The organism is Gordonia sputi NBRC 100414 (genome assembly GCF_000248055.1).
Taxonomy (GTDB): domain Bacteria; phylum Actinomycetota; class Actinomycetes; order Mycobacteriales; family Mycobacteriaceae; genus Gordonia; species Gordonia sputi.
This window is the reverse complement of the sequence record NZ_BAFC01000004.1, coordinates 37,491-61,747: the sequence shown is the minus strand read 5'-3', so window position 1 is coordinate 61,747 and position 24,257 is coordinate 37,491. Positions and strand designations below refer to the sequence as shown.

The 24,257-nt window shown below is 63.8% G+C and carries 26 protein-coding genes; 20 read left to right on the top strand and 6 right to left on the bottom strand.

What is annotated here, in order from left to right; translation table 11 throughout:
• Positions 1-48: 48 nt before the first annotated feature.
• The 5 genes from GOSPT_RS00425 (at position 49) to thpD (ending at position 5,482) form a co-directional block, all read left to right on the top strand.
• Positions 49-1,377 (top strand): ABC transporter substrate-binding protein, encoded by a 1,329-nt coding sequence (locus GOSPT_RS00425; protein ID WP_005201846.1) that lies wholly within the window; start codon positions 49-51, stop codon positions 1,375-1,377.
• An 18-nt stretch (positions 1,378-1,395) separates the two neighbouring features.
• Positions 1,396-2,340 carry a carbohydrate ABC transporter permease gene (locus GOSPT_RS00420; protein ID WP_231894558.1) on the top strand — a complete coding sequence of 315 codons (945 nt, stop codon included), beginning with the start codon at positions 1,396-1,398 and terminating at the stop codon, positions 2,338-2,340.
• On the top strand, positions 2,340-3,218 hold the full coding sequence (locus tag GOSPT_RS00415; protein WP_005201844.1) for a carbohydrate ABC transporter permease: 879 nt from the start codon (positions 2,340-2,342) through the stop codon (positions 3,216-3,218). The genes GOSPT_RS00420 and GOSPT_RS00415 overlap by 1 nt, the downstream gene beginning before the upstream one ends.
• A 41-nt stretch (positions 3,219-3,259) precedes the next feature.
• Entirely contained in the window at positions 3,260-4,369 is a 1,110-nt protein-coding gene (locus GOSPT_RS00410; RefSeq protein WP_005201843.1) for an ABC transporter ATP-binding protein, read from the top strand.
• 189 nt (positions 4,370-4,558) lie between these two features.
• Positions 4,559-5,482, top strand: a complete 924-nt coding sequence (thpD, locus tag GOSPT_RS00405) for an ectoine hydroxylase (protein ID WP_210734976.1) — start codon at positions 4,559-4,561, stop codon at positions 5,480-5,482.
• A 91-nt stretch (positions 5,483-5,573) separates the two neighbouring features.
• On the opposite strand, the gene GOSPT_RS00400 is transcribed toward thpD, so the two are convergent.
• Positions 5,574-7,067, bottom strand: a complete 1,494-nt coding sequence (locus tag GOSPT_RS00400; protein ID WP_005201841.1) for an MFS transporter — start codon at positions 7,065-7,067, stop codon at positions 5,574-5,576.
• Positions 7,068-7,172: 105 nt separating this feature from the next.
• On the opposite strand from GOSPT_RS00400, the gene GOSPT_RS00395 reads away from it, so the two are divergent.
• Genes GOSPT_RS00395 through GOSPT_RS00385 form a run of 3 tightly spaced genes read left to right on the top strand, consistent with a single transcriptional unit; the run spans position 7,173 to position 9,701 of the window.
• Complete coding sequence (locus tag GOSPT_RS00395) at positions 7,173-7,679, top strand: MarR family winged helix-turn-helix transcriptional regulator (RefSeq protein ID WP_005201840.1); 507 nt, start codon at positions 7,173-7,175, stop codon at positions 7,677-7,679.
• An 8-nt stretch (positions 7,680-7,687) separates the two neighbouring features.
• A complete protein-coding gene (locus tag GOSPT_RS00390) occupies positions 7,688-8,563 on the top strand; it encodes an SDR family oxidoreductase (RefSeq protein WP_005201839.1) in 876 nt (291 codons plus the stop codon).
• Complete coding sequence (locus GOSPT_RS00385) at positions 8,550-9,701, top strand: CaiB/BaiF CoA transferase family protein (RefSeq protein WP_005201838.1); 1,152 nt, start codon at positions 8,550-8,552, stop codon at positions 9,699-9,701. Before GOSPT_RS00390 ends, GOSPT_RS00385 begins: the two co-directional genes overlap by 14 nt.
• Before the next feature lie 39 nt (positions 9,702-9,740).
• Here the strand turns inward: GOSPT_RS00385 and GOSPT_RS00380 are convergent, their stop codons facing one another.
• A complete protein-coding gene (locus tag GOSPT_RS00380; protein WP_005201837.1) occupies positions 9,741-10,034 on the bottom strand; it encodes a hypothetical protein in 294 nt (97 codons plus the stop codon).
• Between the two features lie 188 nt (positions 10,035-10,222).
• On the opposite strand from GOSPT_RS00380, the gene GOSPT_RS00375 reads away from it, so the two are divergent.
• The 12 genes from GOSPT_RS00375 to GOSPT_RS00320 all read left to right on the top strand — a co-directional run bounded on the left by GOSPT_RS00375 (position 10,223) and on the right by GOSPT_RS00320 (position 21,348).
• Positions 10,223-11,059: a sulfurtransferase gene (locus tag GOSPT_RS00375; protein WP_005201836.1), complete on the top strand. Its 837-nt coding sequence runs from the start codon at positions 10,223-10,225 to the stop codon at positions 11,057-11,059.
• A gap of 186 nt (positions 11,060-11,245) precedes the next feature.
• Complete coding sequence (locus GOSPT_RS00370; RefSeq protein ID WP_005201835.1) at positions 11,246-12,274, top strand: zinc-binding metallopeptidase family protein; 1,029 nt, start codon at positions 11,246-11,248, stop codon at positions 12,272-12,274.
• 2 nt (positions 12,275-12,276) lie between these two features.
• Entirely contained in the window at positions 12,277-13,077 is an 801-nt protein-coding gene (locus GOSPT_RS00365) for a crotonase/enoyl-CoA hydratase family protein (protein WP_005201834.1), read from the top strand.
• Between the two features lie 83 nt (positions 13,078-13,160).
• Positions 13,161-14,042, top strand: a complete 882-nt coding sequence (locus tag GOSPT_RS00360; protein ID WP_005201833.1) for an ABC transporter permease — start codon at positions 13,161-13,163, stop codon at positions 14,040-14,042.
• Positions 14,039-14,833: an ABC transporter ATP-binding protein gene (locus tag GOSPT_RS00355; RefSeq protein ID WP_005201832.1), complete on the top strand. Its 795-nt coding sequence runs from the start codon at positions 14,039-14,041 to the stop codon at positions 14,831-14,833. Before GOSPT_RS00360 ends, GOSPT_RS00355 begins: the two co-directional genes overlap by 4 nt.
• Positions 14,826-16,433, top strand: coding sequence for an FAD-dependent oxidoreductase (locus tag GOSPT_RS00350; protein ID WP_005201831.1), 1,608 nt, complete (start codon positions 14,826-14,828; stop codon positions 16,431-16,433). Before GOSPT_RS00355 ends, GOSPT_RS00350 begins: the two co-directional genes overlap by 8 nt.
• Entirely contained in the window at positions 16,430-16,804 is a 375-nt protein-coding gene (locus GOSPT_RS00345) for a 4Fe-4S dicluster domain-containing protein (RefSeq protein WP_005201830.1), read from the top strand. Before GOSPT_RS00350 ends, GOSPT_RS00345 begins: the two co-directional genes overlap by 4 nt.
• A gap of 11 nt (positions 16,805-16,815) precedes the next feature.
• The gene (locus GOSPT_RS00340; protein ID WP_005201829.1) at positions 16,816-17,844 is read left to right on the top strand and encodes an ABC transporter substrate-binding protein; all 1,029 of its coding nucleotides are present in this window, start codon (positions 16,816-16,818) and stop codon (positions 17,842-17,844) included.
• 19 nt (positions 17,845-17,863) lie between these two features.
• Positions 17,864-18,973, top strand: coding sequence for an LLM class flavin-dependent oxidoreductase (locus tag GOSPT_RS00335; RefSeq protein WP_005201828.1), 1,110 nt, complete (start codon positions 17,864-17,866; stop codon positions 18,971-18,973).
• 139 nt (positions 18,974-19,112) lie between these two features.
• Positions 19,113-20,324 (top strand): LLM class flavin-dependent oxidoreductase, encoded by a 1,212-nt coding sequence (locus GOSPT_RS00330; RefSeq protein WP_051993706.1) that lies wholly within the window; start codon positions 19,113-19,115, stop codon positions 20,322-20,324.
• Positions 20,321-20,818 carry an NAD(P)H-dependent oxidoreductase gene (locus GOSPT_RS00325; RefSeq protein WP_005201826.1) on the top strand — a complete coding sequence of 166 codons (498 nt, stop codon included), beginning with the start codon at positions 20,321-20,323 and terminating at the stop codon, positions 20,816-20,818. The genes GOSPT_RS00330 and GOSPT_RS00325 overlap by 4 nt, the downstream gene beginning before the upstream one ends.
• On the top strand, positions 20,815-21,348 hold the full coding sequence (locus GOSPT_RS00320; protein ID WP_005201824.1) for a flavin reductase family protein: 534 nt from the start codon (positions 20,815-20,817) through the stop codon (positions 21,346-21,348). The genes GOSPT_RS00325 and GOSPT_RS00320 overlap by 4 nt, the downstream gene beginning before the upstream one ends.
• Positions 21,349-21,352: 4 nt before the next feature.
• Here the strand turns inward: GOSPT_RS00320 and msrC are convergent, their stop codons facing one another.
• The 4 genes from msrC to GOSPT_RS00300 form a co-directional block, all read right to left on the bottom strand.
• Positions 21,353-21,838: a free L-methionine (R)-S-oxide reductase MsrC gene (gene msrC / locus GOSPT_RS00315; protein ID WP_005201823.1), complete on the bottom strand. Its 486-nt coding sequence runs from the start codon at positions 21,836-21,838 to the stop codon at positions 21,353-21,355.
• A gap of 46 nt (positions 21,839-21,884) precedes the next feature.
• Positions 21,885-22,709, bottom strand: coding sequence for a TIGR03619 family F420-dependent LLM class oxidoreductase (locus GOSPT_RS00310; RefSeq protein ID WP_051993705.1), 825 nt, complete (start codon positions 22,707-22,709; stop codon positions 21,885-21,887).
• Between the two features lie 164 nt (positions 22,710-22,873).
• On the bottom strand, positions 22,874-23,149 hold the full coding sequence (locus tag GOSPT_RS00305) for a GlsB/YeaQ/YmgE family stress response membrane protein (RefSeq protein ID WP_005201821.1): 276 nt from the start codon (positions 23,147-23,149) through the stop codon (positions 22,874-22,876).
• Positions 23,150-23,378: 229 nt separating this feature from the next.
• Positions 23,379-24,251, bottom strand: a complete 873-nt coding sequence (locus GOSPT_RS00300; protein ID WP_005201818.1) for a formate/nitrite transporter family protein — start codon at positions 24,249-24,251, stop codon at positions 23,379-23,381.
• Between the last annotated feature and the right edge of the window lie 6 nt (positions 24,252-24,257).

The following is a 24,257-nucleotide window of genomic DNA, read 5'->3' as shown; positions in this document are numbered from 1 at the left end:
TCACTGAGACAACGAAGTCTTCGCGCTGCGCGACGACGGACGACATACATGCTGGCCGCGGTGTGTGCCGCTGCATCACTCGCATTCGTCACCGGGTGTTCGGGCGCGGGTTCGCTTGGCGGAGGCAGCCGAGAGGTCACCGTCGCCATGGTGTCGAACTCGCAGATGCAAGACGCCGTCAAGCTCTCCGAGCAGTTCGAACAACAGAATCCGGGAGTGCACGTCAAGTTCGTGACGTTGTCGGAGAACGAGGCACGAGCGAAGATCACCGCGTCGGTCTCGACCGGCGGTGGCGAATTCGACGTGGTGATGATCAGCAACTACGAGACACCCATGTGGGCCAAATATGGCTGGCTGGTCAACCTGACGCCCTACATGAATGCCGACTCGTCTTACGACGCAGACGATTTCATACCGACGCTCAAATCAGCGCTTTCCTACAACGGGCAGATGTACTCGGCGCCCTTCTACGGTGAGTCGTCGTTTCTGATGTACAACAAGAAGCTCTTCGCTCAGGCGGGTGTGAATCTACCTGCCACTCCGACGTGGCCACAGGTCGCCGACGCAGCACGCCGTCTCACCAACGACAAGACAGCGGGAATCTGCCTACGTGGCAAGCCCGGATGGGGCGAGGTGCTTGCACCGCTCAACACCGTGATCAACGCGTACGGCGGACGTTGGTTCGACGAGGACTGGAACGCTCAACTGACCAGCCCGGAGGTCGAGGCGGCGGTGCAGATGTATGTCGACACCGTTCGCAGGTACGGCGAGGCCGGCGCATCGTCGTCCGGGTTCCAAGAATGCGGAAACCTGATGTCGCAGGGGCAGGTTGCGATGTGGTACGACGCCACGTCGGCGGTCTCGGTTCTCGAGAGTCCAGACGACTCGACGATCGCCGGCGACGTCGGCTACCTACCCGCGCCGACCATGGCCAAGAATGACAACGGCTGGCTCTACACCTGGTCACTCGGTATCCCGTCGAGCAGCGACAACAAGGGCGACGCCTGGAAGTTCATCGACTGGATGACCAACAAGAGCTACATCCAGCACGTCGCAACAACACTCGGTGCGACGCACGTGCCGCCGGGCAGCAGAATGTCGACCTACCAGCTGCCCGCCTATCAGAAGATCTCGCAGCCGTTCGCCGAGCAGACGCTGTCGGCGATGCAGGCGGCAGATCAGCTCAAGCCGACGCTCAAGCCGGTGCCCTACACGGGAATCCAGTTCCTCGCGATCCCAGAGTTCCAGGACCTCGGTACCCGTGTCAGCCAACAGATCTCGGCCGCGATCGCAGGTCAGATCAGTGTTCATGACGCACTGGAGCAGGCGCAGCAGTACGCGCAGGTCGTCGGTAAGTCCTATCAGAGGGAGAGGTAGACCATGGCGACTGCAGTCATGACACCGCCGGCGCAACCCGACGCCGGTTCGGGTAAGGCGGTTACGTCCAAGCGCGACCAGATCACGCGCGCCGAGGGTTGGCGCAGGCGGGGACCGCTGCTACCCGCGCTGATCTTCATGATCGTGGTGACACAGATTCCGTTCGTGTTCACCCTCTACTACTCGACACAGTCCTGGAACCTGGTGCGCCCCGGTTCGCGTCGATTCGTCGGACTCGACAACTACGGCGCCGTCTTCTCCGACAGTCAGTTCTGGAAGGTCACGCTCAACACCATCGTGCTGATTGTGGGGACGGTGCTGATCTCGGTGGTATTGGGTCTGCTCTTCGCACTGCTGCTCGACCGGAAGTTCTTGGGGCGAGGGGTCGTACGCACCCTGCTCATCACACCGTTCCTGGTGACACCCGTTGCGGCGGCACTTCTGTGGAAGACGAGTCTTCTCTCGCCGACCAATGGTCTGGTGAACTGGGCGTTGAGCCCCTTGGGAATTCACGTCGATTGGCTGTCGCAGTTCCCACTCATGAGCGTGATGGCCGAATTGATCTGGCAGTGGACGCCATTCATGATGCTTCTCATTCTCGCTGGACTGCAGTCGATGCCGCGCGACATCCAGGAGGCGGCGCGAGTCGACGGTGCGACCAGCTTCCGGCTGTTCCGCGAGTTGACGCTCCCGCACCTGCGTCGCTTCATCGAACTGGGCACGGTACTCGGTGCGATCTATCTGGTGAACACCTTCGATGCGGTCTACATGATGACGGCGGGCGGGCCGGGTGTTGCCAGTTCCAACCTGTCGTTCTACATCTACCAGCGGGCGTTCCTCGGATTCGACATCGGCCAGGCCGCCGCGATGGGTGTCGTCACCGTCATCGGGACGATAGTCGTTGCATCGCTGGCACTTCGACTGATCTTCAAATCATTCACCGGAACCGAGGAGGCAGCCTGATGACCGCCACCGCCACCCCGACAACGTTGACGTCTCCCTCGACGCCGACCCCGACCATCCGACGTCGACGCGATCCGCGCGGCGGTGTGCTGACCGCGATCACCTGGATACTCGCCATAGGGTTCTTCTTCCCGGTGTTGTGGATGGTACTGACGGCGTTCAAGCAGGAGAGTGACGCGGCAACCAACCCGCCCACCTTCTTCTTCACGCCCACCCTGCAGCAGTTCCGCAATGTGTTCGACGCCGGGATCGGCACCCCGCTGCTGAATTCGTTGTGCGCCACCGTGGTCTCGACGATCCTGGTGTTGCTTCTCGGTGTACCAGCAGCTTTCGCGCTGTCGCTGCGCCCGGTGCGCAAGACCAAGGACGCTCTGTTCTTCTTCATCAGTACGAAGATGTTGCCCATCGTCGCGGCGATCATCCCGCTGTATGTGATCGTCGGAAAACTGGGGATGCTCGACAACGTCTGGACGTTGATCATTCTGTACACGGCGATGAACCTGCCGATTGCCGTGTGGATGATGCGGTCGTTCTTCCTCGAAGTGCCCGGAGAACTGTTGGAGGCGGCCAGTATCGACGGCGCGAGTATGTGGACCGCCGTGCGCGAGGTGATCTTGCCGCTCATCTCACCCGGTATCGCTGCCACTGCACTGATATGCGTCATCTTCTCGTGGAACGAGTTCTTTTTCGCCGTCAACATGACCGCGGTCAACGCGCAGACCATGCCGGTGTTCCTCACCGGGTTCATGTCGGGGCAGGGACTGTACTGGGCGCAACTGTCCGCGGCGTCGGTGTTGACTGCACTTCCCGTCGTCGTTTGCGGGTGGATCGCGCAGAACAAGCTCGTCCGCGGCCTGTCCTTCGGCGCCATCAAGTAGTCAACAGACAATCCAACATTCAGCACACACAGGAGTTCACAATGGCTTCCATCACCTACGACAAGGCCTGCTGCGTTTATCCCGGAGCCGAGAAACTGGCTGTCGACTCACTCGACCTCGATATCGAGGACGGCGAATTCATCGTTCTGGTCGGCCCGTCGGGATCCGGCAAGTCGACGGCCCTTCGGATGCTCGCAGGTCTCGAGGAGATCGACTCCGGCGCAATCCATATCGGCGGGAACAGCATGGTGGGTGTTGCGCCCAAGGATAGGGATATCGCGATGGTGTTCCAGAACTACGCGCTCTACCCCAACAAGACGGTCGGGGAGAACATGGGATTTGCGCTCAAGATGCGGGGAGTGCCCGCAGACGAGCGTAAAGCCAAGGTTGCCGAGGCGGCAAAGCTGCTCGACCTCACCGACTTCCTCGATCGCAAACCCGCGAAGCTCTCGGGTGGGCAACGGCAACGTGTGGCGATGGGCCGTGCGATCGTGCGTGAACCGCAGGTGTTCTGCATGGATGAGCCGTTGTCGAACCTCGACGCCAAGCTCCGCGTGCAAACCAGAACTCAGATCGCCGCACTGCAGCGTCGGCTCGGCACCACGACGGTGTATGTCACCCACGACCAGGTCGAGGCCATGACGATGGGCGATCGGGTCGCCGTACTGAAGAACGGGGTGCTGCAACAGTTCTCGACTCCGACCGAACTCTATGACCGACCTCGCAACGCATTCGTGGCAGGCTTCATCGGGTCGCCGTCGATGAACCTGTTCACCGCTCCGGTCACCGACGGCGCGGTGGGCATCGGCAAAGCGAGTGTCGATCTCGACGCGGAATCTCAAGCGGCGCTGCGTAAGTCCGGGGTGTCATCAGTGACCGTCGGTATCCGCCCTGAGCACCTTGCACTGGCCGATGACGGGGATGCCGGTATCGACGCCGACGTCGCTCTTCTCGAGGAACTCGGCAGTGAGACGTATGTGTACGCGTCCCTGGTCGACGATTCGATCAGGAATCTCGACGGCGACCCGATGACCGTGGTGATCCGCTCCGCGGATCGCGCACCCGCCAAGCGTGGAGACGGCATCCGACTGCGCCAGGCCGACCGCGCGGTACACCTCTTCCATCCCGAGACAGGGGAGCGGCTCAACTGATTCCTTCTGACCATCTGTGCAGGTGACGCTGCCCTTTCGGTGGTCTGTGAACCACATCGATGGTTTACGCACCTGGTTTGGGAACGTAGACTCCGCGAGTGCATGGGCCGCGGTGTGGTTTCGTGCCCACCCGCCATCTGCAGGCCGGTACGAGTTGCCCTGCGGCCCCGCTGCATGAGCACTCGAACCATGGCGAAATGCAGATTGAGGGAAGGATCAGCATTGATCACAGAAACTCGAACGGCCAGCCGCCCGGTGGACGTGTACCGAACACGTCTTGCCGATCACGGAGAGATAGAACCCCGCCCACACCCAGTTGTCTGGGAGCACGACGCGCGAGGGCCGCTGTCTGCTGCCGAGGTCGACGGCTACCGCGAGCGCGGGTACCACGTTGCCGAAAATGTGTTGTCCGACAGCGACATCGACACATGCCTGACAGAGGTTGCGGCCATCACCGACAAACTGGGCGTCGACGAACGCGTGGTGCGCGAGTCGTCGAGTGGCGACGTGCGTTCACTTTTCGCGGTCCATCAGCTCAGCGACGCGATCGCCGACATGTGTGATCGCACCGAAATTGCCGGTGTCGCAAGACAAATACTCGGCGACGACGTCTACATCCACCAGAGTCGTATCAACCTCAAACCAGGATTCGCGGGCGGCCCGTTCTACTGGCACTCCGATTTCGAGACCTGGCACGCCGAGGACGGCATGCCCACACCGCGTGCGCTCAGCGTGTCGCTGGCTCTGACTCCGAATCTTGTCACCAACGGCGCGTTGATGATCATCCCGGGCTCCCACGAGCAGTTCGTCGGGTGCGTCGGACAGACTCCCGACGGCTACCACAATCAGTCGCTGGTGTCGTACCGTCCGCCGTTCGGGACGCCCGAGGAATCCGACGTGACGACGTTGGCGGACGAGCACGGCATCGACATGATCACCGGGCCCGCGGGTACGGCGCTGTATTTCGATTCGAATTGCATGCACGCGTCGTCGGGCAACATCACGCCCTATCCGCGCAGCAACCTCTTCGTCGTGTTCAATGCGAAATCGAATGCGCTGCAAGCGCCTTTCGCGTCCGGCGCGCCGCGCCCGGACTATCTGGCGCATCGCTGAGTGAACGCGAAAAGTGGGGGACGAGAACTCGTCCCCCACTCTCGGTGAGCTGTTCGTGCGCCCCTCTGTTGGCCCGTCTGCCTGTTGGCCGTCAGTTCGCGGCGGGCACCGCCGGAGCGTCGTCCGATGACGCCGCAGTCGGTACCGGCTGCGGACCGCGCTTGGGAATGGTGAGCGTGATCGCGACACCGACGAACGCTGCAATCGCGCCGACGAGGAAGCACAGACGGAACGACGTGTGCGACGGCATGTCGTGGCCGCCGAGCGACACGGTCGCGGTGGTGAGCAGCACAGCCATGACAGCCGACGACACCGTGGTGCCGATCGATCGCATCAGGCCGTTGAGACCAACCGCCGCACCGGCTTTGGTCATCGGCACCGAACCCATGATCAGTGTCGGCATGGCCGCGTAGCCGATTCCGACGCCCGACGCAGCGATGATCGACGCGACCATGAGCTGCCACGGTGAGTTCATTAGGAACAGTGCGATCAGGTAACCGGTGCCGAGGACCGTGGCACCGATCGCCAGGGTGTATTTGGCGCCGATCTTGTTGATCAAGATGCCCGACACCGGCGAGAAGACCAGCATCATCAGGCCACCGGGGGCCATCCAGAGTCCGGCAGCCAGCATCGTTTGGCCGAGTCCGATCCCGGTTTCCTTCGGCATCTCCAGCAGAGCGGGGATGACGACCGACTGAGCCATCATGCCGAAACCGATCGCGATCGCGGCGATGTTCGTCAGCAGCACCGCCGGCTGCGCAGTGGTGCGCAGGTCGACGAGTGGGTCGGATGCGCGCAGTTGGTAGAAGCCCCACGCGATCAGCACGACGATGCCCACGGCGAGTAGGCCGAGCGTGGTGCCCGATGCCCAGCCCCAGTCATTGCCTTTCGAGACCGCGATCAATGCGGCACACAGGCCGATGGCCAGGCCGATGGCGCCGATGATGTCGAGTCGACCGCCCGCGGCGTCGGGAACATGCGGCACGACGACGATGACCAGCGCCAGCACGACTGCGCCGAGCGCCGCCGCGACCCAGAACAGGGCGTGCCAGTTCCACGTCTGCGCGATCCACGCTGAGAGCGGGAGACCGATCGCGCCGCCGACGCCGAGGGTGGCACTCATCGCGGCGATGGCCATCGAGGTGATCTTCGGCGGGGTGACCTCACGCATCAGGCTGATACCGACGGGGATGAAGCCCATCGCGAGGCCCTGGATGGCGCGACCGACGATCATCGGGATGACCGAATCGCTCAGCGCGCACACAACCGAGCCGACGACGAGCAGTACGCCCGAGCCGACCAAGACGCGCTGCTTGCCGAACATGTCGCCGAGTCGGCCCGCGATGGGCATCGCCACGGCTGCGGCGAGAAGCGTTGCGGTGATAACCCACGAAGCGTTCGAGCGCGACGTGTGGAGTAGATCGGGCAGTTCAGGTTGAATCGGGATCACGAGCGTCTGCATCAATGCGGCGACGAGTCCGCCGAGGCAGAGGACGATCACGGTGGCGACCGCGCCGGTCGCGGTCTTGTTCTCCACGTGCGGCAGCGAATTGTCTGCAGCAGGGGATGATTGAGTGTCGGACATGAACACCTCCTTGGGGTATGCACACTACATATGTAAACTACATATGCCTAATCCCTTAGGATATTTCGGACATAGTGGACAGCGTTGAGGGCGAAGGGAATTCGTGTGACGAGGGAACGCGCAAGCGGCGTCGACGACTCGAGCGATGAGTACGCACCCTGGCCGTCGCCGCTCTATCGCGATCTCGCGGAGGAATTCCTCCGCATGGCCCGACGTCGCTCGCATGTCGATCCCGACTCGATCCTCGAGGTCTCCGCTTTCAGCCTGCTGTGGATACTGTCCGACGGCAGGCCTCGCACGTTGCGACAGCTGACCGACGCCATGCAACTCGAGCAGTCGACCGTCAACAGGCAGGTGAACGCGGCGATCAAACACGGCTACCTCGAGCGCTTCGACGTCGCGGGATCGATCAGCAAGCAGGTCAGGCCGACGAGAGCGGGTCTCGACGCTTTCGAGCACGACGGCCTGCTGCGCGCGCGACGCCTCGAGCGTGTGCTCTCCGACATGGGGCCCGGATCTCCCGAGGCATTGTTTCGCCAACTCCACGCGTTCAACAACGCCTATGACCGTACGCTGGCCGACGACGACCGCAACCGGCGGCGACACGGATAGGAGGCACGATGGCCGACGCTCCGCGGCGATACGTGGTCACCGGAGCTGCCTCGGGAATGGGTTGCGCAGTGGCGGAATCCCTTCGGGCACAAGGGCACACCGTTATCGGTGTCGATCAACGAGATGCCGACGTCGTCGCCGACCTCGCGACGCCCGATGGTCGACGCGACGCGATCGCTGCCGTTCTCACGCTCTGTGACGGCGTACTAGACGGCGCCGTGCTAGCCGCGGGAGTCGGGCCCGAGGCGGGTGCAGAACGCGCGATTGTCGAGGTCAACACCTTCGGTGTCACAGAACTGCTCGCCGGACTGCGCGACGCGCTCACAGCGTCGAACAAGGCGAAAGTGGTTGTCTTCGGCTCCAATTCGACGACGTCGACACCGTTCGTGCCGAAGTCTGCGGTGCGCAAACTGATGAAGGGCGATGCGGCCGGGGCGGCCACGATTATCCGACGCCGCGGTAAACCGCTGTCGGGGCCGGTTGCCTACGCGGCGTCGAAACTCGCTGTGACCCAATGGTGTCGTGTGCACGGTACCGATCTCGACTGGGCAGGCGCGGGTATCCGGTTGAACGTGATCGCGCCGGGGCCGGTGATGACCCCACTGCTGCAGGCGCAGCTGGACGGTGTGTCGGGCAAGAACGTCCGGTCGTTCCCGGTCCCGTTGCGCGAGTACGGCACGCCGGAACAACTCGCGGCGTGGGTCATGCTCATGCTGTCGTCGGATGCCGACTTCATGTCGGGTTCAGTGGTCACGGTCGACGGCGGAACGGAGGCGTATCTTCGGTCGCGCGATTGGCCGGTCCGGCTGCCGTTGCACGAGGTGCCGCGAACGCTGTGGCGAATGTACCGAGCTCCCAGGGAGGGTCGCGTTGTCAGATACTGAGGGTTCGTCGTCCGAGAATGATTGGGCACCAGGGGCTCTCGACGGCCTCGTGGTCGCCGACTTCACCCGCGTACTTGCCGGTCCGTACGCGACGATGATGCTCGCAGACCTCGGCGCCGACGTCGTCAAGATCGAACGTCCGGGGGCGGGGGACGACACGAGGACGTGGGGGCCGCCATTTACGGCCGACGGCACCGCTACCTATTTCGCGTCCGTCAATCGCAACAAGAAGTCGGTGACGCTCGACCTACGCGATCCGGACGATCTGGCCCGCGCTCGTGCGATCGCGCTGCAGGCCGACGTCGTGATCGAGAACTTCCGGGCCGGAACGATGGAGCGCCTCGGTCTGGGATACGACCAATTGCGTTCGGAAAGACCAGATCTCGTGTACTGCTCGATCACCGGATTCGGTCGTGACGGGGGCGCGGCACTGCCCGGATACGACCTGCTGGTTCAGGCGGTCGGCGGATTGATGAGTGTCACCGGCTCGGGACCCGACGAACCGGTGAAGGTTGGAGTCGCAGTCGTCGACGTTCTCGCGGGTCTGCACGCGGGCTTGGGAATCCTTGCCGCACTACGCCATCGCGACCGGACCGGCCAGGGGCAACGCGTCGACGTCGACCTGTTCTCGGCATCGTTGTCGTCGTTGGTCAACCAGGCGTCGGGGTTCCTCAACGCAGGTGTGGTGCCCGCGCCGATGGGCAACCGCCATCCGAGTATCACTCCCTACCAGGTGTTCTCGACGGCCACCCGCCCGATCGCGTTGGCTGTCGGCAACAACGGCCAGTTCGAGAAGGCCGTCGAGGTGCTCGGCCGCCCGGAACTGGCTGCAGACGAACGCTTTACGTCGAACTCGGCGCGCGTTGCCCACCGCGACGAATTAGTCGACGAGATCACCACGGTGCTTGTCACCAAGGACGCCGATCATTGGTACGCCGAATTCACAGCTGCGGGAGTGCCTGCGGGACCGATCAATTCGGTCGCCGAGGCGTTCGACTTCGCCGACGAACTCGGCATCGACGTGCGCGCCTCGACCCCGGACAGCGCAATCGTGACGACTGCGAACCCGATACGACTGTCGGGTACGCCGGTCACCTATCGCAGCGGACCTCCGAAACTAGGCGCCGACAACAACTAGGCGCCGACAACATCACCGCGCCGACAACGAGGGTTGAGGTCACTCGTTGTGATCCTTGGGCCAGTCGCCCTCGGTGATCAGCTCTTCGAAGTTCTTGAGGAGATGCGGATTGAGCTCGTCCTCGACGGCCTTCTCGTAGTTGCCGTTCCACTTGGCGAACCACTTCTCGTCGCGATCCATCAGATAGATCGGCCAGCCGTGCGTGATGATCAGCTCGTCGGAGTACAAATCCGTCGACCCGTCGTCACGCATGTACCAATACTTCTTGCCTGAGTCGTAGAACGCGGCCAGTTCCTCGGCCGTCACGAAGTATGTGCCGTCTGCCTGCCTCATGGCGACGATCCTACGGAGTCAGGCGGGCCGGCGGGGGTAGGACTCGACACACGGGCGAAGGCCGGTGGTGGCGAGTATAGGCGGCGACAGGGCACGATTGGTATGCGCGGGTCGCCATGAGTCCACCTCCGCCATGACAGGTCCGTGTTCGCTTTTCGTCCAGGTCGTTGTTCCCAGAGAGGTCTCGTGTGTCAACCGTGCTGATCGACGTCGAGCAACTTGCCGACGCCATGCTCTCCGACACCCCGCCGGTCGTGCTCGACATCCGGTGGCAACTCGGCGACGCCGACGGTCACGCTCGCTACCGCACCGGACACATTCCGGGAGCGGTCTATGTCGACCTCGACTCCCAACTCGCAGCGCCGCCGTCGCCCGAGGCCGGGCGGCATCCGCTACCCGAGATCGACGCACTGACCGAGGCGGCGCGGTCGTGGGGCATCGACGACACCTCACCCGTCGTGGTCTACGACGACAACGGCAACCTCGCAGCTGCTCGCGCCTGGTGGCTACTGCGGTGGGGCGGCCACCGCGACGTCCGCATTCTCGACGGGGGTCTGGCCGCATGGCGCGATTCCGGCATGCGGTTGTCGAGCGGCGACACACCCGTCCGGCCCGGAAACGTCACGCTGCACGCGGGATCACTGCCGGTCGCCACGATCGACGACGTCGCGGCGCTCGGTTCCGATGACTCGAAGACAGTCCTCGTCGACGCGCGGGCAGGCGAACGTTATCGCGGTGAGGTCGAACCCATTGACCCGCGCGCGGGTCATATTCCCGGTGCGATCAGCCTCCCCACCAGCGAGAACATCGACGCGTTCGGACGTTTCCGCGCCGCGTCGGATCTGCGTGAGCGGTTTGCGCAGGCGGGCGTCACGGACGGATCGGCGGTCGTCGCCTACTGCGGTTCGGGTGTGAATGCCGCACACGAGATCGCCGCGCTGGAGATCGCGGGATTGTCCGGGACTCTGTATCCCGGCTCGTGGTCGCAATGGTCGGCCGACCCTGCGCGTCCAGCGGAGATATGACCGAACTGGAACCTGAACACCATCGAATTCGACGACTGTACTGCGAGAACAGGGTGACACTGGTCACGAACGCGTGCAGAAGGCAGCGCGGCTCCGACCTCCATCACGATGCATAGCTCTGAGACGTCAGCGGCTCGGAGTTCACCACCGGTTACGTCCGGCCCGAAGAACGAGAAGAGTGAGTAGATGCGCGATTTCCATTGTTCCAACTGCGGACAGCAACTGTCCTTCGAGAACACTGTCTGTCTCAATTGCGGGCACAACCTGGGTTTCCACCTGCCCAGCCGCACGATCCAGGTGCTCGACGACGACGAGAAGGGCACCGTCGACGGGGCGACGATCGTCCGCTGTGCCAACAATCTGCCCGCCGCCTGCAACTGGATGGTCGAGGAGGGCCCGGATCTGCCCGCGCTCTGTGAATCGTGCCGGTTGACGCGCACAAGGCCGTCGGACTCCGACGAACAGGCCATGGCCGCCTTCGCCGAGTCCGAGGCCGCGAAGCGTCGAGTGATCTACGAGCTCGACGAGCTCAAGCTCCCGATCTTCGGCAAAGACACCGACCCGGAGACCGGACTCGCCTTCGACCTGCTGTCGAGCCGCGATCAACCGGTCACCACCGGGCACGCCGACGGCGTGATCACCCTCGACCTCGCCGAGGGCGACGACGTGCACCGCGAGCGTCTACGCGTCTCGATGGACGAGCCGTACCGCACGTTGATCGGGCACTTCCGTCACGAGATCGGGCATTTCTATCAGATGGTTCTCGTGGGTGACGGCCCCAACCTCGAGCGCTACACCGAGCTGTTCGGTGACCCCAACACGAGCTACCAGGACGCGATCGATCGTCACTACAACGACGGACCGCCGGAGAACTGGGAACAGGACTACGTCTCCTCGTACGCCACGATGCATCCGTTCGAGGACTGGGCCGAGACGTTTGCCCACTACCTGCACATCCGCGACACCCTCGACACCGCAGCCGCCTTCGCGCTGGCACCCGCCGGCGCGACATTGGAGGCAGACCTGCCGGGCAAGGTCGGGTTCGAGCGGATCATCGACTGGTGGCTGCCGTTGACCTGGGCGCTCAACCAGATCAATCGGTCGATGGGGCATCAGGACCTCTACCCGTTCGTGCTGCCTCCGAAGGTGCTCGAGAAGATGGAGTTCATCCACGAACTCGTCAGCTCCGACGACCGTGCGGTGGTCGCGCAGTAGTCATGGCCGAGCCGGTGCTCTACGAGGTCGACGGGCCGGTTGTCACCATCACGCTCAACCGGCCCGAAGTACGCAACAGCGTCGACGGGCCGACTGCGCGTGCGCTGCGAGCAGCCTTCCACCGATTCGACGACGATCCGGACGTCAAGGTTGCGGTCCTCGTAGGCGCAGGCGGAACATTCTGCGCCGGAGCCGATCTCACGTCGGTCGGCGATCCGTCGCGCCGCAACGACCTCGACGCCGACGGCGGGGGAGACGGTCCGATGGGTCCGACCCGAATCGCGTTGTCCAAGCCGGTGATTGCGGCGGTCAGCGGGTACGCGGTGGCCGGTGGATTGGAGTTGGCGCTGCTCGCCGATCTCCGTGTGGTCGACGAGGACGCGACGCTCGGCGTGTTCTGCCGACGGTGGGGCGTGCCGCTGATCGATGGCGGGACGGTCCGCCTACCGCGCATCGTCGGCCTCGGCAGGGCGCTCGACCTCATCCTCACCGGAAGACCGGTCGACGCCGAGGAAGCCTTGGCGATCGGGTTGGCCAATCGGATTGTGCCGCATGGCAAGTCGCTGGACGCTGCGCGGGAACTCGCGCAGCAGATCGCGCAGTTCCCGTTCGAATGCGTGCTCGCCGACCGCGTGTCGGTGTACGCGGGACTCGACCTTCCCCTCGACGACGCGCTCCGCGCCGAGGGGGCGGCAGGCGTACCCATCGTCGAACGCGAGGGCGTCGCCGGTGCAGCGCGCTTCGCGGGCGGGGCAGGGCGTCACGGCAGCTTCTCGAGCGGACCACGGTCAGGATCGCAGTGAATTCAACTCTGTGATCGAGTGAGCGTCGGCACTACCGTCCACTGAAGTTCAGCCCGACTTCTTTGACGACGGAGATGCCACCCGTGACCCTGCATGTGCGTAGTGAGGCGTGGCCGCGCCACGAGCGCAGCCCGTCGAGAACCGCTGTCGTGCAGGCAGGTTCCGGAGCCACGTCTCGTGGCGGCGTCCGTGTTCCACGGCCGTCGGCGCGCGTCATCCGTCTGCTACGTCAGTCGTCGGGTTTGATCGTCGTGGTCTTCGTGTGGCAACTCGGTGCCCGCGCATGGTTGGGTGCCACGACACCTGCGCCGACCGAGGTGTTGTCCGCCGGTTGGGAACTGACGCGAACCGGTGAGATCTGGCAACACCTGGCAGCGTCGACGCGACGAGTCGCCATCGGTCTGGCCATCGGCATCACCATCGGAACTCTGCTGGGTGTCGCTGCAGGGCTGGCTCGCGTCGCCGAGGACTTCATCAACGCCCCGGTGCAGGTCTTGCGCATGATGCCAGCAGTTGCGCTGGTTCCGGTGTTCATCATCTGGTTCGGCATCGACGACGTCTTCAAGATCGCGCTTATCATTGTCGCGCCGATCTTCCCGATGTACGTCAACGTGTTCGCAGGTATCCGAAGCGTCGACCAGAAGCTGATCGAAGCAGCAGAGTCGTTGAACCTGAACCGATTCGAGCTGATGCGCTTCATCCTGCTGCCCGGCGCGCTGCCTCAGGCGTTCGTCGGTCTACGGCAGGCGCTGGGCATAGGGTGGCTCGTGCTCGTCGTCGCCGAGATGCAGACGACGCCGGTGGGTCTCGGCTATCTGATGAACGACGCCAAGGAGTACCTGCGCACCGATCAGATCTTCCTCGTGCTGGTGATCTACGCGATCCTCGGTCTGCTCACCGACCTCGCGGTGCGACTTCTCGAGAAGCGTTTCTTGTCCTGGCGCAACGGGTTTGCGGGACGATGACCGACACCGTAGCGGCCCAAGCCGCATCATCGTCCGGCATCGAGACGACCAGGGGCAGCGGTGTTGTCGTCGAGAACGCAGGCAGGACGTTCGGCGATCGCGACGTGCTGCGCAACGTCGACCTTCGCATCGGAGCGGGAGAGTTCGTCGCGCTGTTGGGTGCGAGCGGTTCTGGCAAGAGCACGCTGCTGCGCGGAATCGGCGGTCTCGACGACGGATTCACCGGAACTATCGAAGCCCCGACTGCCAAAGCGATTGTCTTCCAGGAACATCGATTGGTTCCCTGGCTTCCGGTGTGGCGGAATGTCGCACTCGGCCTGCGGGGTGCGCGGCCCCGTGACCGATCGGTGCAGGCGTTGGCCGAGGTCGGTCTCGCATCGAAGGAGAATTCGTGGCCGACCACGCTCTCCGGGGGTGAGGCGCAACGAGTTGCGTTGGCGCGGGCGCTCGTACGTGAACCCGACCTGCTACTCCTCGACGAACCGTTCGGTGCGCTCGATGCGCTGACGCGACTGAACGCCCAATCGCTCGTCGAAAAGCTCTGGCAGCGGCATCGCCCCGCCACGCTGCTTGTGACCCACGATGTCGAAGAGGCTGTGCTACTTGCGGATCGGGCACTTGTGCTCCGCGACGGACGGATCGCCGAAGACATTCCCGTCGATCTCGACCATCCGCGAGACATCACGGATCCGAGGTTCGTCGACCTACGCAGAACACTGCTGTCCGCGCTCGGCGTCGGACGGGGCCCAGATGGCACACACACTCGAGAACCGGAGAACCCTGATGACTGAGCAACTCACCCTGCAGACGGACGTGCTCGTTCTTGGCGGTGGACCGGCCGCGGCGTGGGCTGCGTTGAATGCCCGAGATCGAGGTGCCGAAGTGGTCCTCGTCGACAAGGGCTACTGCGGTACGTCGGGAACCACCGCGCCTGCGGGAACGGGAGTTTGGTACGTCGTGCCGGATCCCGAGCGGCGGGCGAAGGCCAAGGCCGATCGGGAGCAACTCGGTGGATACCTGGCCGACCACAACTGGATGGACCGGGTACTCGACCAGACGTACGCGAACATGCGACGTCTCGGCGACGAGGGCCGCTACCCGTACCCGATCGATGAGAAGACCGGCGAACCGATCCGCAGCGGTCTGCAAGGCCCCGAATACATGAGGCGAATGCGAGCATGGCTGCAGCGCAGGGGGGTTCGCATTCTCGATCACTCGCCGGCGCTCGAGCTGCTGTTCGACAACGCCGGCCGAGTGTCGGGCGCCGCGGGTGTGCAGCGCCAGACCGGCGACGAGTACCGCATCAGTGCTGGTGCGGTGGTGCTGGCGACCGGAGGGTGTGCGTTCCTCTCACGCGCGCTGGGCACAAACGTCGACACCGGCGACGGCGCGCTGATGGCGGCCGAAGTCGGTGCCGAGTTCTCCGGGATGGAGTTCGGCAACGCGTACGGGATCGTCCCGAAGGGTTCGACGATCACCAAGACGGCCTACTACGGGTACGCGAGCTTCTATCACGAGGACGGCAGGATCGTCGAAGGCGCGGGCTCGATGAGAGGACGCTCAGTGATCGCGCGAACCCTGTTGACGGAGAAGGTCTTCGCGCAGCTCGACCGCGCAGACGAGACGACCGCCGCCCAGATGAGGCTGGGCCAACCCAACTTCTTCCTGCAGTTCGATCGACGCGGAATCGACCCGTTCACCCAGCGGTTCGAGGTCGATCTCCTCGCGGAGGGGACGGTGCGCGGCACTGGTGGGGTGAACGTGATCGACGACGACTGCTGGACAGGCGTCGAAGGCCTCTACGCCGCGGGAGACGCCGCAACGCGTGAGCGCATTTGCGGCGGCTTCACCGGGGGAGGCAGTCACAACGCCGCCTGGGCGATGTCGTCGGGCACCTTTGCGGGCGCGGGTGCAGCGCGAGATGCGTTGGCGCACGGGCGTCGAGCGGTCGCGTCACTGAGGGGTGCGGGACGAGTCGGACTCGGAGTCGGCGATACGACGCTGAACCCCGACGCCGTCGTCGTCTCAGCGCAGTCACAGCTCCTGCCGTTCGAGAAGAACTATCTACGTGACGGGATCCGGTTGACGCCCGCGCTGGGTGAATTGAACAGTATTTGGGAGGCACTGTCGCACAGTGACTTCGGTGCGTCGACGGCTCGTGGGCGAGTCCTCACCAGGCAGGCTGCAGCGATCACCGCTGTCGGACGGTGGATCTACACGTCGGCCCTCGCGCGAACGGAATCGCGTGGGATGAGCACGCGCGACGACTTTCCCGCTCTCGACCCGGCGCAACACGGTCACGTCCTCATCAAGGGACTCGACGACGTCGAGATCCGTCGCACGCCTGCGCTTCCGGGTTCGCTGCGGCCTCATCAGGTGAGAGTCGCATGATCGAACTGGTTCTCGCCGACGCATGTATCGCATGCGATAGGTGCGTAAGTGTCTGCCCGACAAACGTGTTCGACTCGACAGAGTCGGGTATCCCCGTCATCGCACGCCAGACGGACTGTCAGACGTGCTTCATGTGCGAGGCATACTGCCCGACCGATGCGCTCTATGTGAGCCCCGAGTCGACGCCGGTCGACGACGTGGATCTGCTGCGCACCGACCTCATCGGCACCTATCGCGAGCACATCGGCTGGGGTAAGGGACGCGAACCCGGCAGTCGAACCGCGGTAGGACCCGAGATCCCACACGGCGACCCACCACCGAGGAACGCGGCACGCGTAGCCGCAACCACGCCATCACACCAGAGATCATGAAACGGAACACCATGAACCGCCCATTGAGGATCCGCCCTGTCGCGGTCCGCCTTCTCGCGCTCATCAGCGCGTCACTTCTCGCAGGACTGGCGCTCACTGCCTGCGGCGGCCAACAGAACTCGGGTGCGCAGCGAGACGTCATTGACACATTGCGCGTAGGCGTGATCGGTTCGGCAAACATCCTGACCGGGCCTACTGGGTACGCACACAGTAGAGGCCAACTGCTGCCTGCGCTCTCCTCTCTCGGGGTGAAGAACATCGAGGTTGTCAGCTTTCCCAACGGCCCCGATCTGAACCAGGCGCTCGTCGGCGGGCGGCTCGACGTCGCACAGTACGGCGACACCCCCGCGCTGGTGGCGCGCGGCAGCGGCCTCGACACCCGACTCATCAACATCGAGCAGTTCAACCTCAACGCCGGAGTCGTCGCGAAAGACCCGACGATCAAGACCCTGAAAGATCTGCAGGGCAAGAAGATCGGTGTACCCAAGGGGTCATACATCGATCGCTACCTCCAGGGTGCTCTGCAGGAGGAGGGCGTCACCGCTGAACTAGTGCACCTGTACCCGGCGGATCAGGAGGCCCCACTGGGAGCGGGCGAGATCGACGGTGCCGCACTGCCGGGCGTCGTGCCATCGGTATCGCTGCAGATGTTTGAACTCAAGGGATTCCACCTCGTCGACTCCGTTTACCGGGACCACCCGCATCTCGCCGGAACATCGTCGACTGTCGCCGAGAGCGGCTTCCTCGACAAGCATCCGACGTTCGCCGCGACCTGGCAGCAGCTGCACGCGAGCGCCGTGACCTATGCCAAGGCGCACTGGAACGAGTACGTGGACTTCGAGGTCAAGAACTCCAAGGCGCCCGCCGAGGCGATCCGTCAAGCCGCGAACCCCGACGGGTACTCGACCGAGCCATTCCCCGACGCAGGCGTCACATTGCTGCGCGGCACAAAAGAATTCCTCGTCGCGAAGAAGAGCATCAAGAAGGACTTCTCGCTCGACGACTGGTTCTATCGCGCACCCGCGTCATCCAACTCCTGAGCAATGGAAGCGAAATACTATGACCGACAACGTGACCAACGATGATGCAGCACGACGGGCCGGACCCAGGTTCGGTGTGTGGGCCAATGTGTACGGCACATGGGCGTCGGCCCACCACCCCGATGACCCGGTCGACGCATCGTGGCGACGCAACCTGAACCTGATCCAGCAGGCCGAGAACCTCGGATACGAAAGCACATTGGTTGCTCAGCACCTGATCAATCCGTTCTCACACGACTGGGAACAGTTGGAGACCTGGACAGCGGTCGCGGCGCTCGCGGCGTCGACGACGAAGATCGAGTTGATCGCCGCAATCAAGCCATTGCTGTTTCATCCGGTCGTACTGGCTAAGCAGGCAGCGACGATCGAAGAGATCTCTCGCGGTCGGCTGTCGTTGAACGTGGTCAACGCCTGGTACAAACCCGAGATCGAGCGGGCGGGCATCGCCTTCCCCGAGCATGACGACCGATACGCCTATGGTGCCGAATGGCTCTTGGTCGTACGCAGGTTGCTGGCGGGCGAGGTCGTCGAACATCACGGAAAGTTCTTCGACATCGACGGCTATCAACTCAGTCCGACCGGGCTCTACCGCGAACGGCCGCAGATCTACGTCGGTGGCGAGAGCGATCGGGCGCGTGACCTGGTCGCCGACCAGGGCGACGTGTGGTTCATCAACGGGCAACCGATCGACAGCGTGCGCGAGCTCATCGGATCAGTCGCCGCACGACCACGCCACGGCGACCCGGTGCGGTACGGGCTCGCAGCGTTCGTCGTGGCGCGGCCGACTGCCGCCGAGGCGCAGGCCGAGCTCGACCGCCACTGGGAACTCAACCGACTCGACGAGGAGTACACGGCGTCGATAATCGCCGGCGCCGACGAGAAGGCTGTGATGTTCCAGACATTTGCGAAGTACCCGGCAATCGGGACGAATGGCGGAACCGCGGCGGGACTCGTCGGCAGCTACGACGAGGTGGCCGACCGGATCGTCGAGTTTCACAACGCCGGCATCGAGACCTTCATGCTGCAGTTCCAACCGTTCGAAGCGGAGATGGAGCGCTTTGCCGGCGAAGTCATTCCGCGGGTCAGGGAGCGTATCGGGAGCGCCGAACTCCAAGTCAGTGCGTCGTGATCCAGCGCTAGCAGGCGGCAGTCAGCGGGTGGCAAATCTAGTAATCAGTGCGAACGCAACCCTTGGAAAAACTCTCCACCTGCACTGAACTGGTGTAGTTGCGCCTACGGCGCGGCACCTGCTCGCGCTCGATGCCCGGATGTGTCGAGCGACGAGATGCGTCGATCGAGGAGAGAGGCTTTACGTGAGCTCCCTGAAGTTCCATTGGTTCCTGCCCACCAACGGTGGTGACAGCCGCAATGTCGTCGGAGGTGGTCACGGCGTCGCTGCCGAAGCCGCTGGTCGACCGGCGTCGGTGCAGTATCTGGGACAGATCGCGCGCAGCGCCGAGCAGCTCGGCTTCGAGGCCGCGCTCACTCCGACGGGTGCCTGGTGTGAGGACGCGTGGGTCAGCACGGCCATGATCAGCAGCGTCTCCGAGCGTCTGAAGTTCCTCGTGGCATTCCGCCCGGGGATGACCGCGCCGTTCCTGGCCGCGCAGATGGCCGGGACGTTTCAGAATCTCTCCGGTGGTCGACTCCTGCTCAACGTGGTCACCGGCGGTGAGGACGCCGAGCAGCGGATGTTCGGCGACTTCCTCGACAAGAAGCAGCGCTACGCCAGGGCCGACGAGTTCCTGGAGATCGTGCGACGGCTCTGGACCGGCGACACGGTGAACTTCGACGGTCAGTACCTCTCCGTCGAAAACGCGGTGTTGCACCAGATCCCGGATCCGTTGCCGCAGATCTACTTCGGCGGCTCGTCGCCCGAAGGAATCGCGGTGTCGGCGAAGCATGCCGACGTCTACCTCACCTGGGGCGAGCCGCCAGAGGCCGTGGCAGAGAAGATTTCTCGTGTCCGTGCCGCCGCGGAAGAGCAGGGTCGCGAACTGAAGTACGGAATCCGGTTGCACACCATTGCGCGGGACACCTCCGAAGCCGCGTGGGCCGAAGCGGATCGCCTGCTGGCCAACATCTCCGAAGACGACATCGCGCGCATCCAGGCGGGGCTGAAACGCTCGGCGTCGGAGGGGCAGCAGCGCATGCTCGCGCTGAACAAGGGGTCCAAGGACGGGCTGGAGATCTACCCGAACCTCTGGGCGGGCGTCGGCCTGGTGCGCGGCGGTGCGGGAACCGCAATGGTCGGCTCCTTCACCGAGATCGCCGACCTGATCGAGGCGTATCACGAGGTGGGGATCGACGAATTCGTGCTGTCGGGCTACCCGCATCTCGAGGAGTCGTATTGGTTCGGGGAGGGTGTGCTTCCCGAGCTCACCCGTCGCGGACTGTGGGAGCACCCCGCTCCTGTCGCGGTCAGCGCATCGGTTCCGTTCGGGTCGCCCGCACCGCTCAAGCGGGTGTCGGCGTCGTGACGACTGCGGTCGTCGTCGGCAACCCGAAACCAGGTAGCAGAACACTCGGCGCCGCAACATATCTGGCCGCGGAACTGTCGGGTTCTGAACCCGATCTGATCGTCGACCTGGCAACACTTGGTTCGACGATTCTCGACTGGGGCGACGAGTACGTCAACGATCTCGTGTCACAGGTCGGCCGGGCTGATCTCGTCGTATTCGCCAGTCCCACATACAAAGCCGCATACACCGGTCTGCTGAAACTGTTCCTCGACCGCTTCGCCGGCGGGACAGGACTCTCCGGCATCGCGATTCCGCTGATGCTCGGCGGTAGCCCCGCACATTCACTCGCGCCGGAGCTCACGTTGCGCCCCGTGCTCAACGAGATCGGTGGCACGGTGCCGGGACGTGGACTCTACGTCATCGATTCCGCATACGACGACCCTGCCGCATACGCCGAATGGCTCACTGCGACAAAGCCGATCGTCACCACATTGCTGAAGGCAGGCTCATGAGCGAACCGCGTCCGAACGAACTCCCGACCAATGAACTGCATACCAACCAGGATCTCGATCCCGCTCGTCTACGCAAGGCATTCGGCATTTTCCCGACCGGTGTCGTCGCGGTTGCCGCAGAGGTCGACGGCCAGTTGACCGGCCTCGCCGCAAGCTCGTTCACCAGCGTCAGTCTCGACCCGCCGCTGGTGTCGGTCTCGGTGGCGTCGGGGTCCAAGACGTGGCCGGATCTTCGACGCGCAGCACACCTCGGCGTCACGATTCTCGCCGACCACCAGGGTGCCGCCTGCCGGCAACTCGCCGGAGCGGTCGAGCACCGATTCGACGGCATCGCGGTGAAGGCATCCGACGAGGGCGCGGTCACCCTCGACGAGGGACTGGCTCATTTCGATTGCACCATCTACCGCGAGGTCGAGGCGGGCGATCACATCATCGTGCTGCTCGAGCTGCACGGCGTCGACCATCCGGAGACCGGAAATCCGCTGATCTTCCATCGCAGCGGGTTCGGCAAGCTGGCGCAGGTCATCTAGGAAGCTACCCGAGAGACGCGAGGAACGTCTCGGCGATCGATTCGAGACCCGCCTGATCGTCGGCTCCGAAGCGGTGGGTGACCGGACTGTCGAGGTCGAAGACCCCGATGAGTTCGCCGTGGTGCACCAGCGGCACAACGATTTCCGACCGACTGTCGGCGTCACAGGCGATGTGGTCGGGGACGGCGTGCACGTCGGCGACGCGTTGCGTGATGCGGGTCCGTGCGGCAGCCCCGCAGACGCCGCGATCCAACGGGATGCGTACGCAGGCAGGTTTTCCCTGGAACGGGCCGACCACCAGCTCGTGGCCGTCGAAGAAGTAGAAGCCAACCCAATTGACCTGTGGCAGAGCCTGATAGACGAGCGCCGACAGATTGGCAGCATTGGCGACGCGATCGGATTCGCCATCGATGAGTGCGCGTGCCGCGCCGGTGAGCTCGGCGTAGTCGATCGCGGGGTGGCCGGTAGGCGGAAGGTACTCGGCGCTCATCTCACCACTGTGCCCGCATCGGTGGCTGTTGCGCCAGCGCGGGTCGTCATGTGTTGACCTGTGCCTTGCGTGCGAAACGTTCTTGGAGAGGGCCGAATACGGATGGCTCCCCGAACCAGACGACGACGTCGTCGGCCCCGGCACGACGCCACGTGTCGAGTTCGTCGACCAACGCGTCGACCTGGTCGGCGGTGCGGACGAAGCGCTTGATCGCCGTCGTGACGCGACCTTCGGTACGACGTTTGAGGTCTGCTGCTATCGCGCGGAACGTCGCCGGGTCGGTCCCCGAGTTGTTGAAGTAAATCGACTGCCAACGATCACCAAGGCGTGCAGCACGATTCACCGCCGCGGGGGAGTGCCCGCCGATCGTGATCGGAATGCCCTGTGGGCGTACCGGGGTGGGATACCCGCCGCCGAAGCTGTAGTGCTCGCCCAGCAGGCCGTCGGTGTTGCCTGCCCACAGATGGCGCAGCACGCCGATCGCTTCGTCGGTGCGGCGCCCGCGGTCGTGGAACTCGGCTCCCACGGCGGTGAATTCGTCGGCGTTCCACCCGACACCGACCCCGAGTTCCAGCCGCCCGTCGCTCAGCGCGTCGACAGTCGCGGCCTGTTTGGCGACGACGAACGGATTCCGCAGGGGGAGAACGAGTATGGAGGTGCCTACCCGCACGGTGGTCGTGTGCGCGGCGATGAAACCGAGCAGCACCAGCGGGTCATACTCGGCGGCATAGGCCGAATCGGGATGCTTGATCGGTGGAAGGACGTGCTCGGCCAGCCACATCCCGTCGAAGCCGAGGTTCTCAGCCGCGGTCGCGAGTTCGGTGAGTTGCTCGATGCTGCCGTCGTTGGGCAGTGCGACGTGAAAACCCATGCACACCATAGTGTGACGTACGCGTCGCGCAGACGATCATTGTGCCCACGGCGATCACAAGTGAGTCGACTCGTGATCATCAGCCACAGAGGTGGATTCGAATGCTGTGAATACGACTACGGCCGGGAAGTCCCCGTGCTTCCCGGCCACGCGTCACCCCAGTGCTAGTGGCGGACGGCGGTACGTCCCCGGATCGCCAGGTATGCGGCGATCAACACGATCGCCACGACGATGCCGACGATGAACGGGATGACCTCCCAGCCGCCGTTCGCGTTGCTGTACCCGAACTGGTAGGTCAGCCAGGAACCGATGAGCGATCCCAGGATTCCGAGAACGATGGTCATGATGATGCCGATGTCCTGCTTGCCCGGCATGAAAAGCCGTGCGAGTGCGCCGATGATCAGGCCGACGATGATGGCGCTGATGATTGTTCCGATCACGTGAAACTCCTCCGATAGCGGGCCCTGATCCCCCTTTGGATGTTCCACGACTGCTTCATGGAAGGAAGGTCGATTCTTCGACGCATCCGCAAGGCCCCGAGTCAACGTACGACCGGGGACCAGCGGCAAAGCTCATCGCCGACCGCGTCGTGATCCAATCGCAATGTCGGACATATGACCCATCTCGGGTGGGCGCCGATTGGTGCGGAGCGTGCGGGGGCGTGACGGTTCAGTGCCGGTGCCGTCGGAGGTGCACGAGGTGGGTGTCGCGCTCGTCGTTGACCCACGCGTAGTAGAACCCGATGAGGATTCCGCCTCCGACGAAGTTGCCCAGCAGCACGGTCCCGAGATTGCCGAACACCAAACCGATCGGTATGTCGTGTTGGAATCCGACGATCATGAACAACACGGTGTTGGCCACGGAGTGCTCGAAATCGAGGAACGCGAAGACGAAGACGGCGGTGATCATCGCCATGCATTTCGCGATGTCTTCGGTCAGGTAGCCGTTGTAGACGAGCAACATCGCGAGGTTGATCATGAAGTTGCAGAGGACTGCGCGGATGAACAGGTCGAGCCAACCGCTGAATCCGTTGCTGAGGTAGCCCGTCTTGACGTCGACCGCGTGCACCATCGCGTTGAGTACCGGGCCGTCGAGAAGTGTTGTGCCACGCAGCATCACGGCGATCAGCAGGCCGCCGAGGATGTTGCCGAGGTAGCAGAACAGCAGGATGCGCATGATCAGGACGGGTGTCACGCGTCGGTAGTACGCGCCGACCGAGACGATCATCATGTTCGAGGTGAGCAGCTCGGACTTGGTGTAGTAGATGAACACCAGCGCCCAGCCGAAGGCGAGCGCACCGATGAGCTTGCCGACCGCGTGCAGTTGCCCTGGCGGATCGGTCATCGTGTCGAATGCGGCGACGATCGTGTAGTTGATGACGTAGAAGATCGCGATGATGATGCCTGCCATCGCGGCGCGCTGGATGAACCGGCGTCGCAGATGGCCGGTCATCTTCTTCTTGGACTCGAGCACGTCGAGCGTGGTGCTGATGAAGAACTTGCCCGGGAAGAGCTTGTTCACATCGAACTCGGGGTCGCTCATGTGTCA

Bases quoted from the DNA above. Each gene is read 5' to 3' on its own strand.
- GOSPT_RS00365 (WP_005201834.1), top strand. From the start codon at position 12,277: ATGGCCGAGCCGGTGCTCTACGAGGTCGACGGGCCGGTTGTCACCATC.
- GOSPT_RS00380 (WP_005201837.1), bottom strand. From the start codon at position 10,034: ATGAGGCAGGCAGACGGCACATACTTCGTGACGGCCGAGGAACTGGCC.
- GOSPT_RS00310 (WP_051993705.1), bottom strand. From the start codon at position 22,709: ATGGGTTTTCACGTCGCACTGCCCAACGACGGCAGCATCGAGCAACTC.
- GOSPT_RS00420 (WP_231894558.1), top strand. From the start codon at position 1,396: ATGACACCGCCGGCGCAACCCGACGCCGGTTCGGGTAAGGCGGTTACG.
- msrC (WP_005201823.1), bottom strand. From the start codon at position 21,838: ATGAGCGCCGAGTACCTTCCGCCTACCGGCCACCCCGCGATCGACTAC.
- GOSPT_RS00400 (WP_005201841.1), bottom strand. From the start codon at position 7,067: ATGTCCGACACTCAATCATCCCCTGCTGCAGACAATTCGCTGCCGCAC.
- GOSPT_RS00320 (WP_005201824.1), top strand. From the start codon at position 20,815: ATGAGCGAACCGCGTCCGAACGAACTCCCGACCAATGAACTGCATACC.
- GOSPT_RS00350 (WP_005201831.1), top strand. From the start codon at position 14,826: ATGACTGAGCAACTCACCCTGCAGACGGACGTGCTCGTTCTTGGCGGT.
- GOSPT_RS00390 (WP_005201839.1), top strand. From the start codon at position 7,688: ATGGCCGACGCTCCGCGGCGATACGTGGTCACCGGAGCTGCCTCGGGA.
- GOSPT_RS00330 (WP_051993706.1), top strand. From the start codon at position 19,113: ATGTGTCGAGCGACGAGATGCGTCGATCGAGGAGAGAGGCTTTACGTG.
- GOSPT_RS00415 (WP_005201844.1), top strand. From the start codon at position 2,340: ATGACCGCCACCGCCACCCCGACAACGTTGACGTCTCCCTCGACGCCG.
- GOSPT_RS00345 (WP_005201830.1), top strand. From the start codon at position 16,430: ATGATCGAACTGGTTCTCGCCGACGCATGTATCGCATGCGATAGGTGC.
- GOSPT_RS00370 (WP_005201835.1), top strand. From the start codon at position 11,246: ATGCGCGATTTCCATTGTTCCAACTGCGGACAGCAACTGTCCTTCGAG.
- GOSPT_RS00410 (WP_005201843.1), top strand. From the start codon at position 3,260: ATGGCTTCCATCACCTACGACAAGGCCTGCTGCGTTTATCCCGGAGCC.
- GOSPT_RS00425 (WP_005201846.1), top strand. From the start codon at position 49: ATGCTGGCCGCGGTGTGTGCCGCTGCATCACTCGCATTCGTCACCGGG.
- thpD (WP_210734976.1), top strand. From the start codon at position 4,559: ATGGCGAAATGCAGATTGAGGGAAGGATCAGCATTGATCACAGAAACT.
- GOSPT_RS00335 (WP_005201828.1), top strand. From the start codon at position 17,864: ATGACCGACAACGTGACCAACGATGATGCAGCACGACGGGCCGGACCC.
- GOSPT_RS00300 (WP_005201818.1), bottom strand. From the start codon at position 24,251: ATGAGCGACCCCGAGTTCGATGTGAACAAGCTCTTCCCGGGCAAGTTC.
- GOSPT_RS00340 (WP_005201829.1), top strand. From the start codon at position 16,816: ATGAACCGCCCATTGAGGATCCGCCCTGTCGCGGTCCGCCTTCTCGCG.
- GOSPT_RS00355 (WP_005201832.1), top strand. From the start codon at position 14,039: ATGACCGACACCGTAGCGGCCCAAGCCGCATCATCGTCCGGCATCGAG.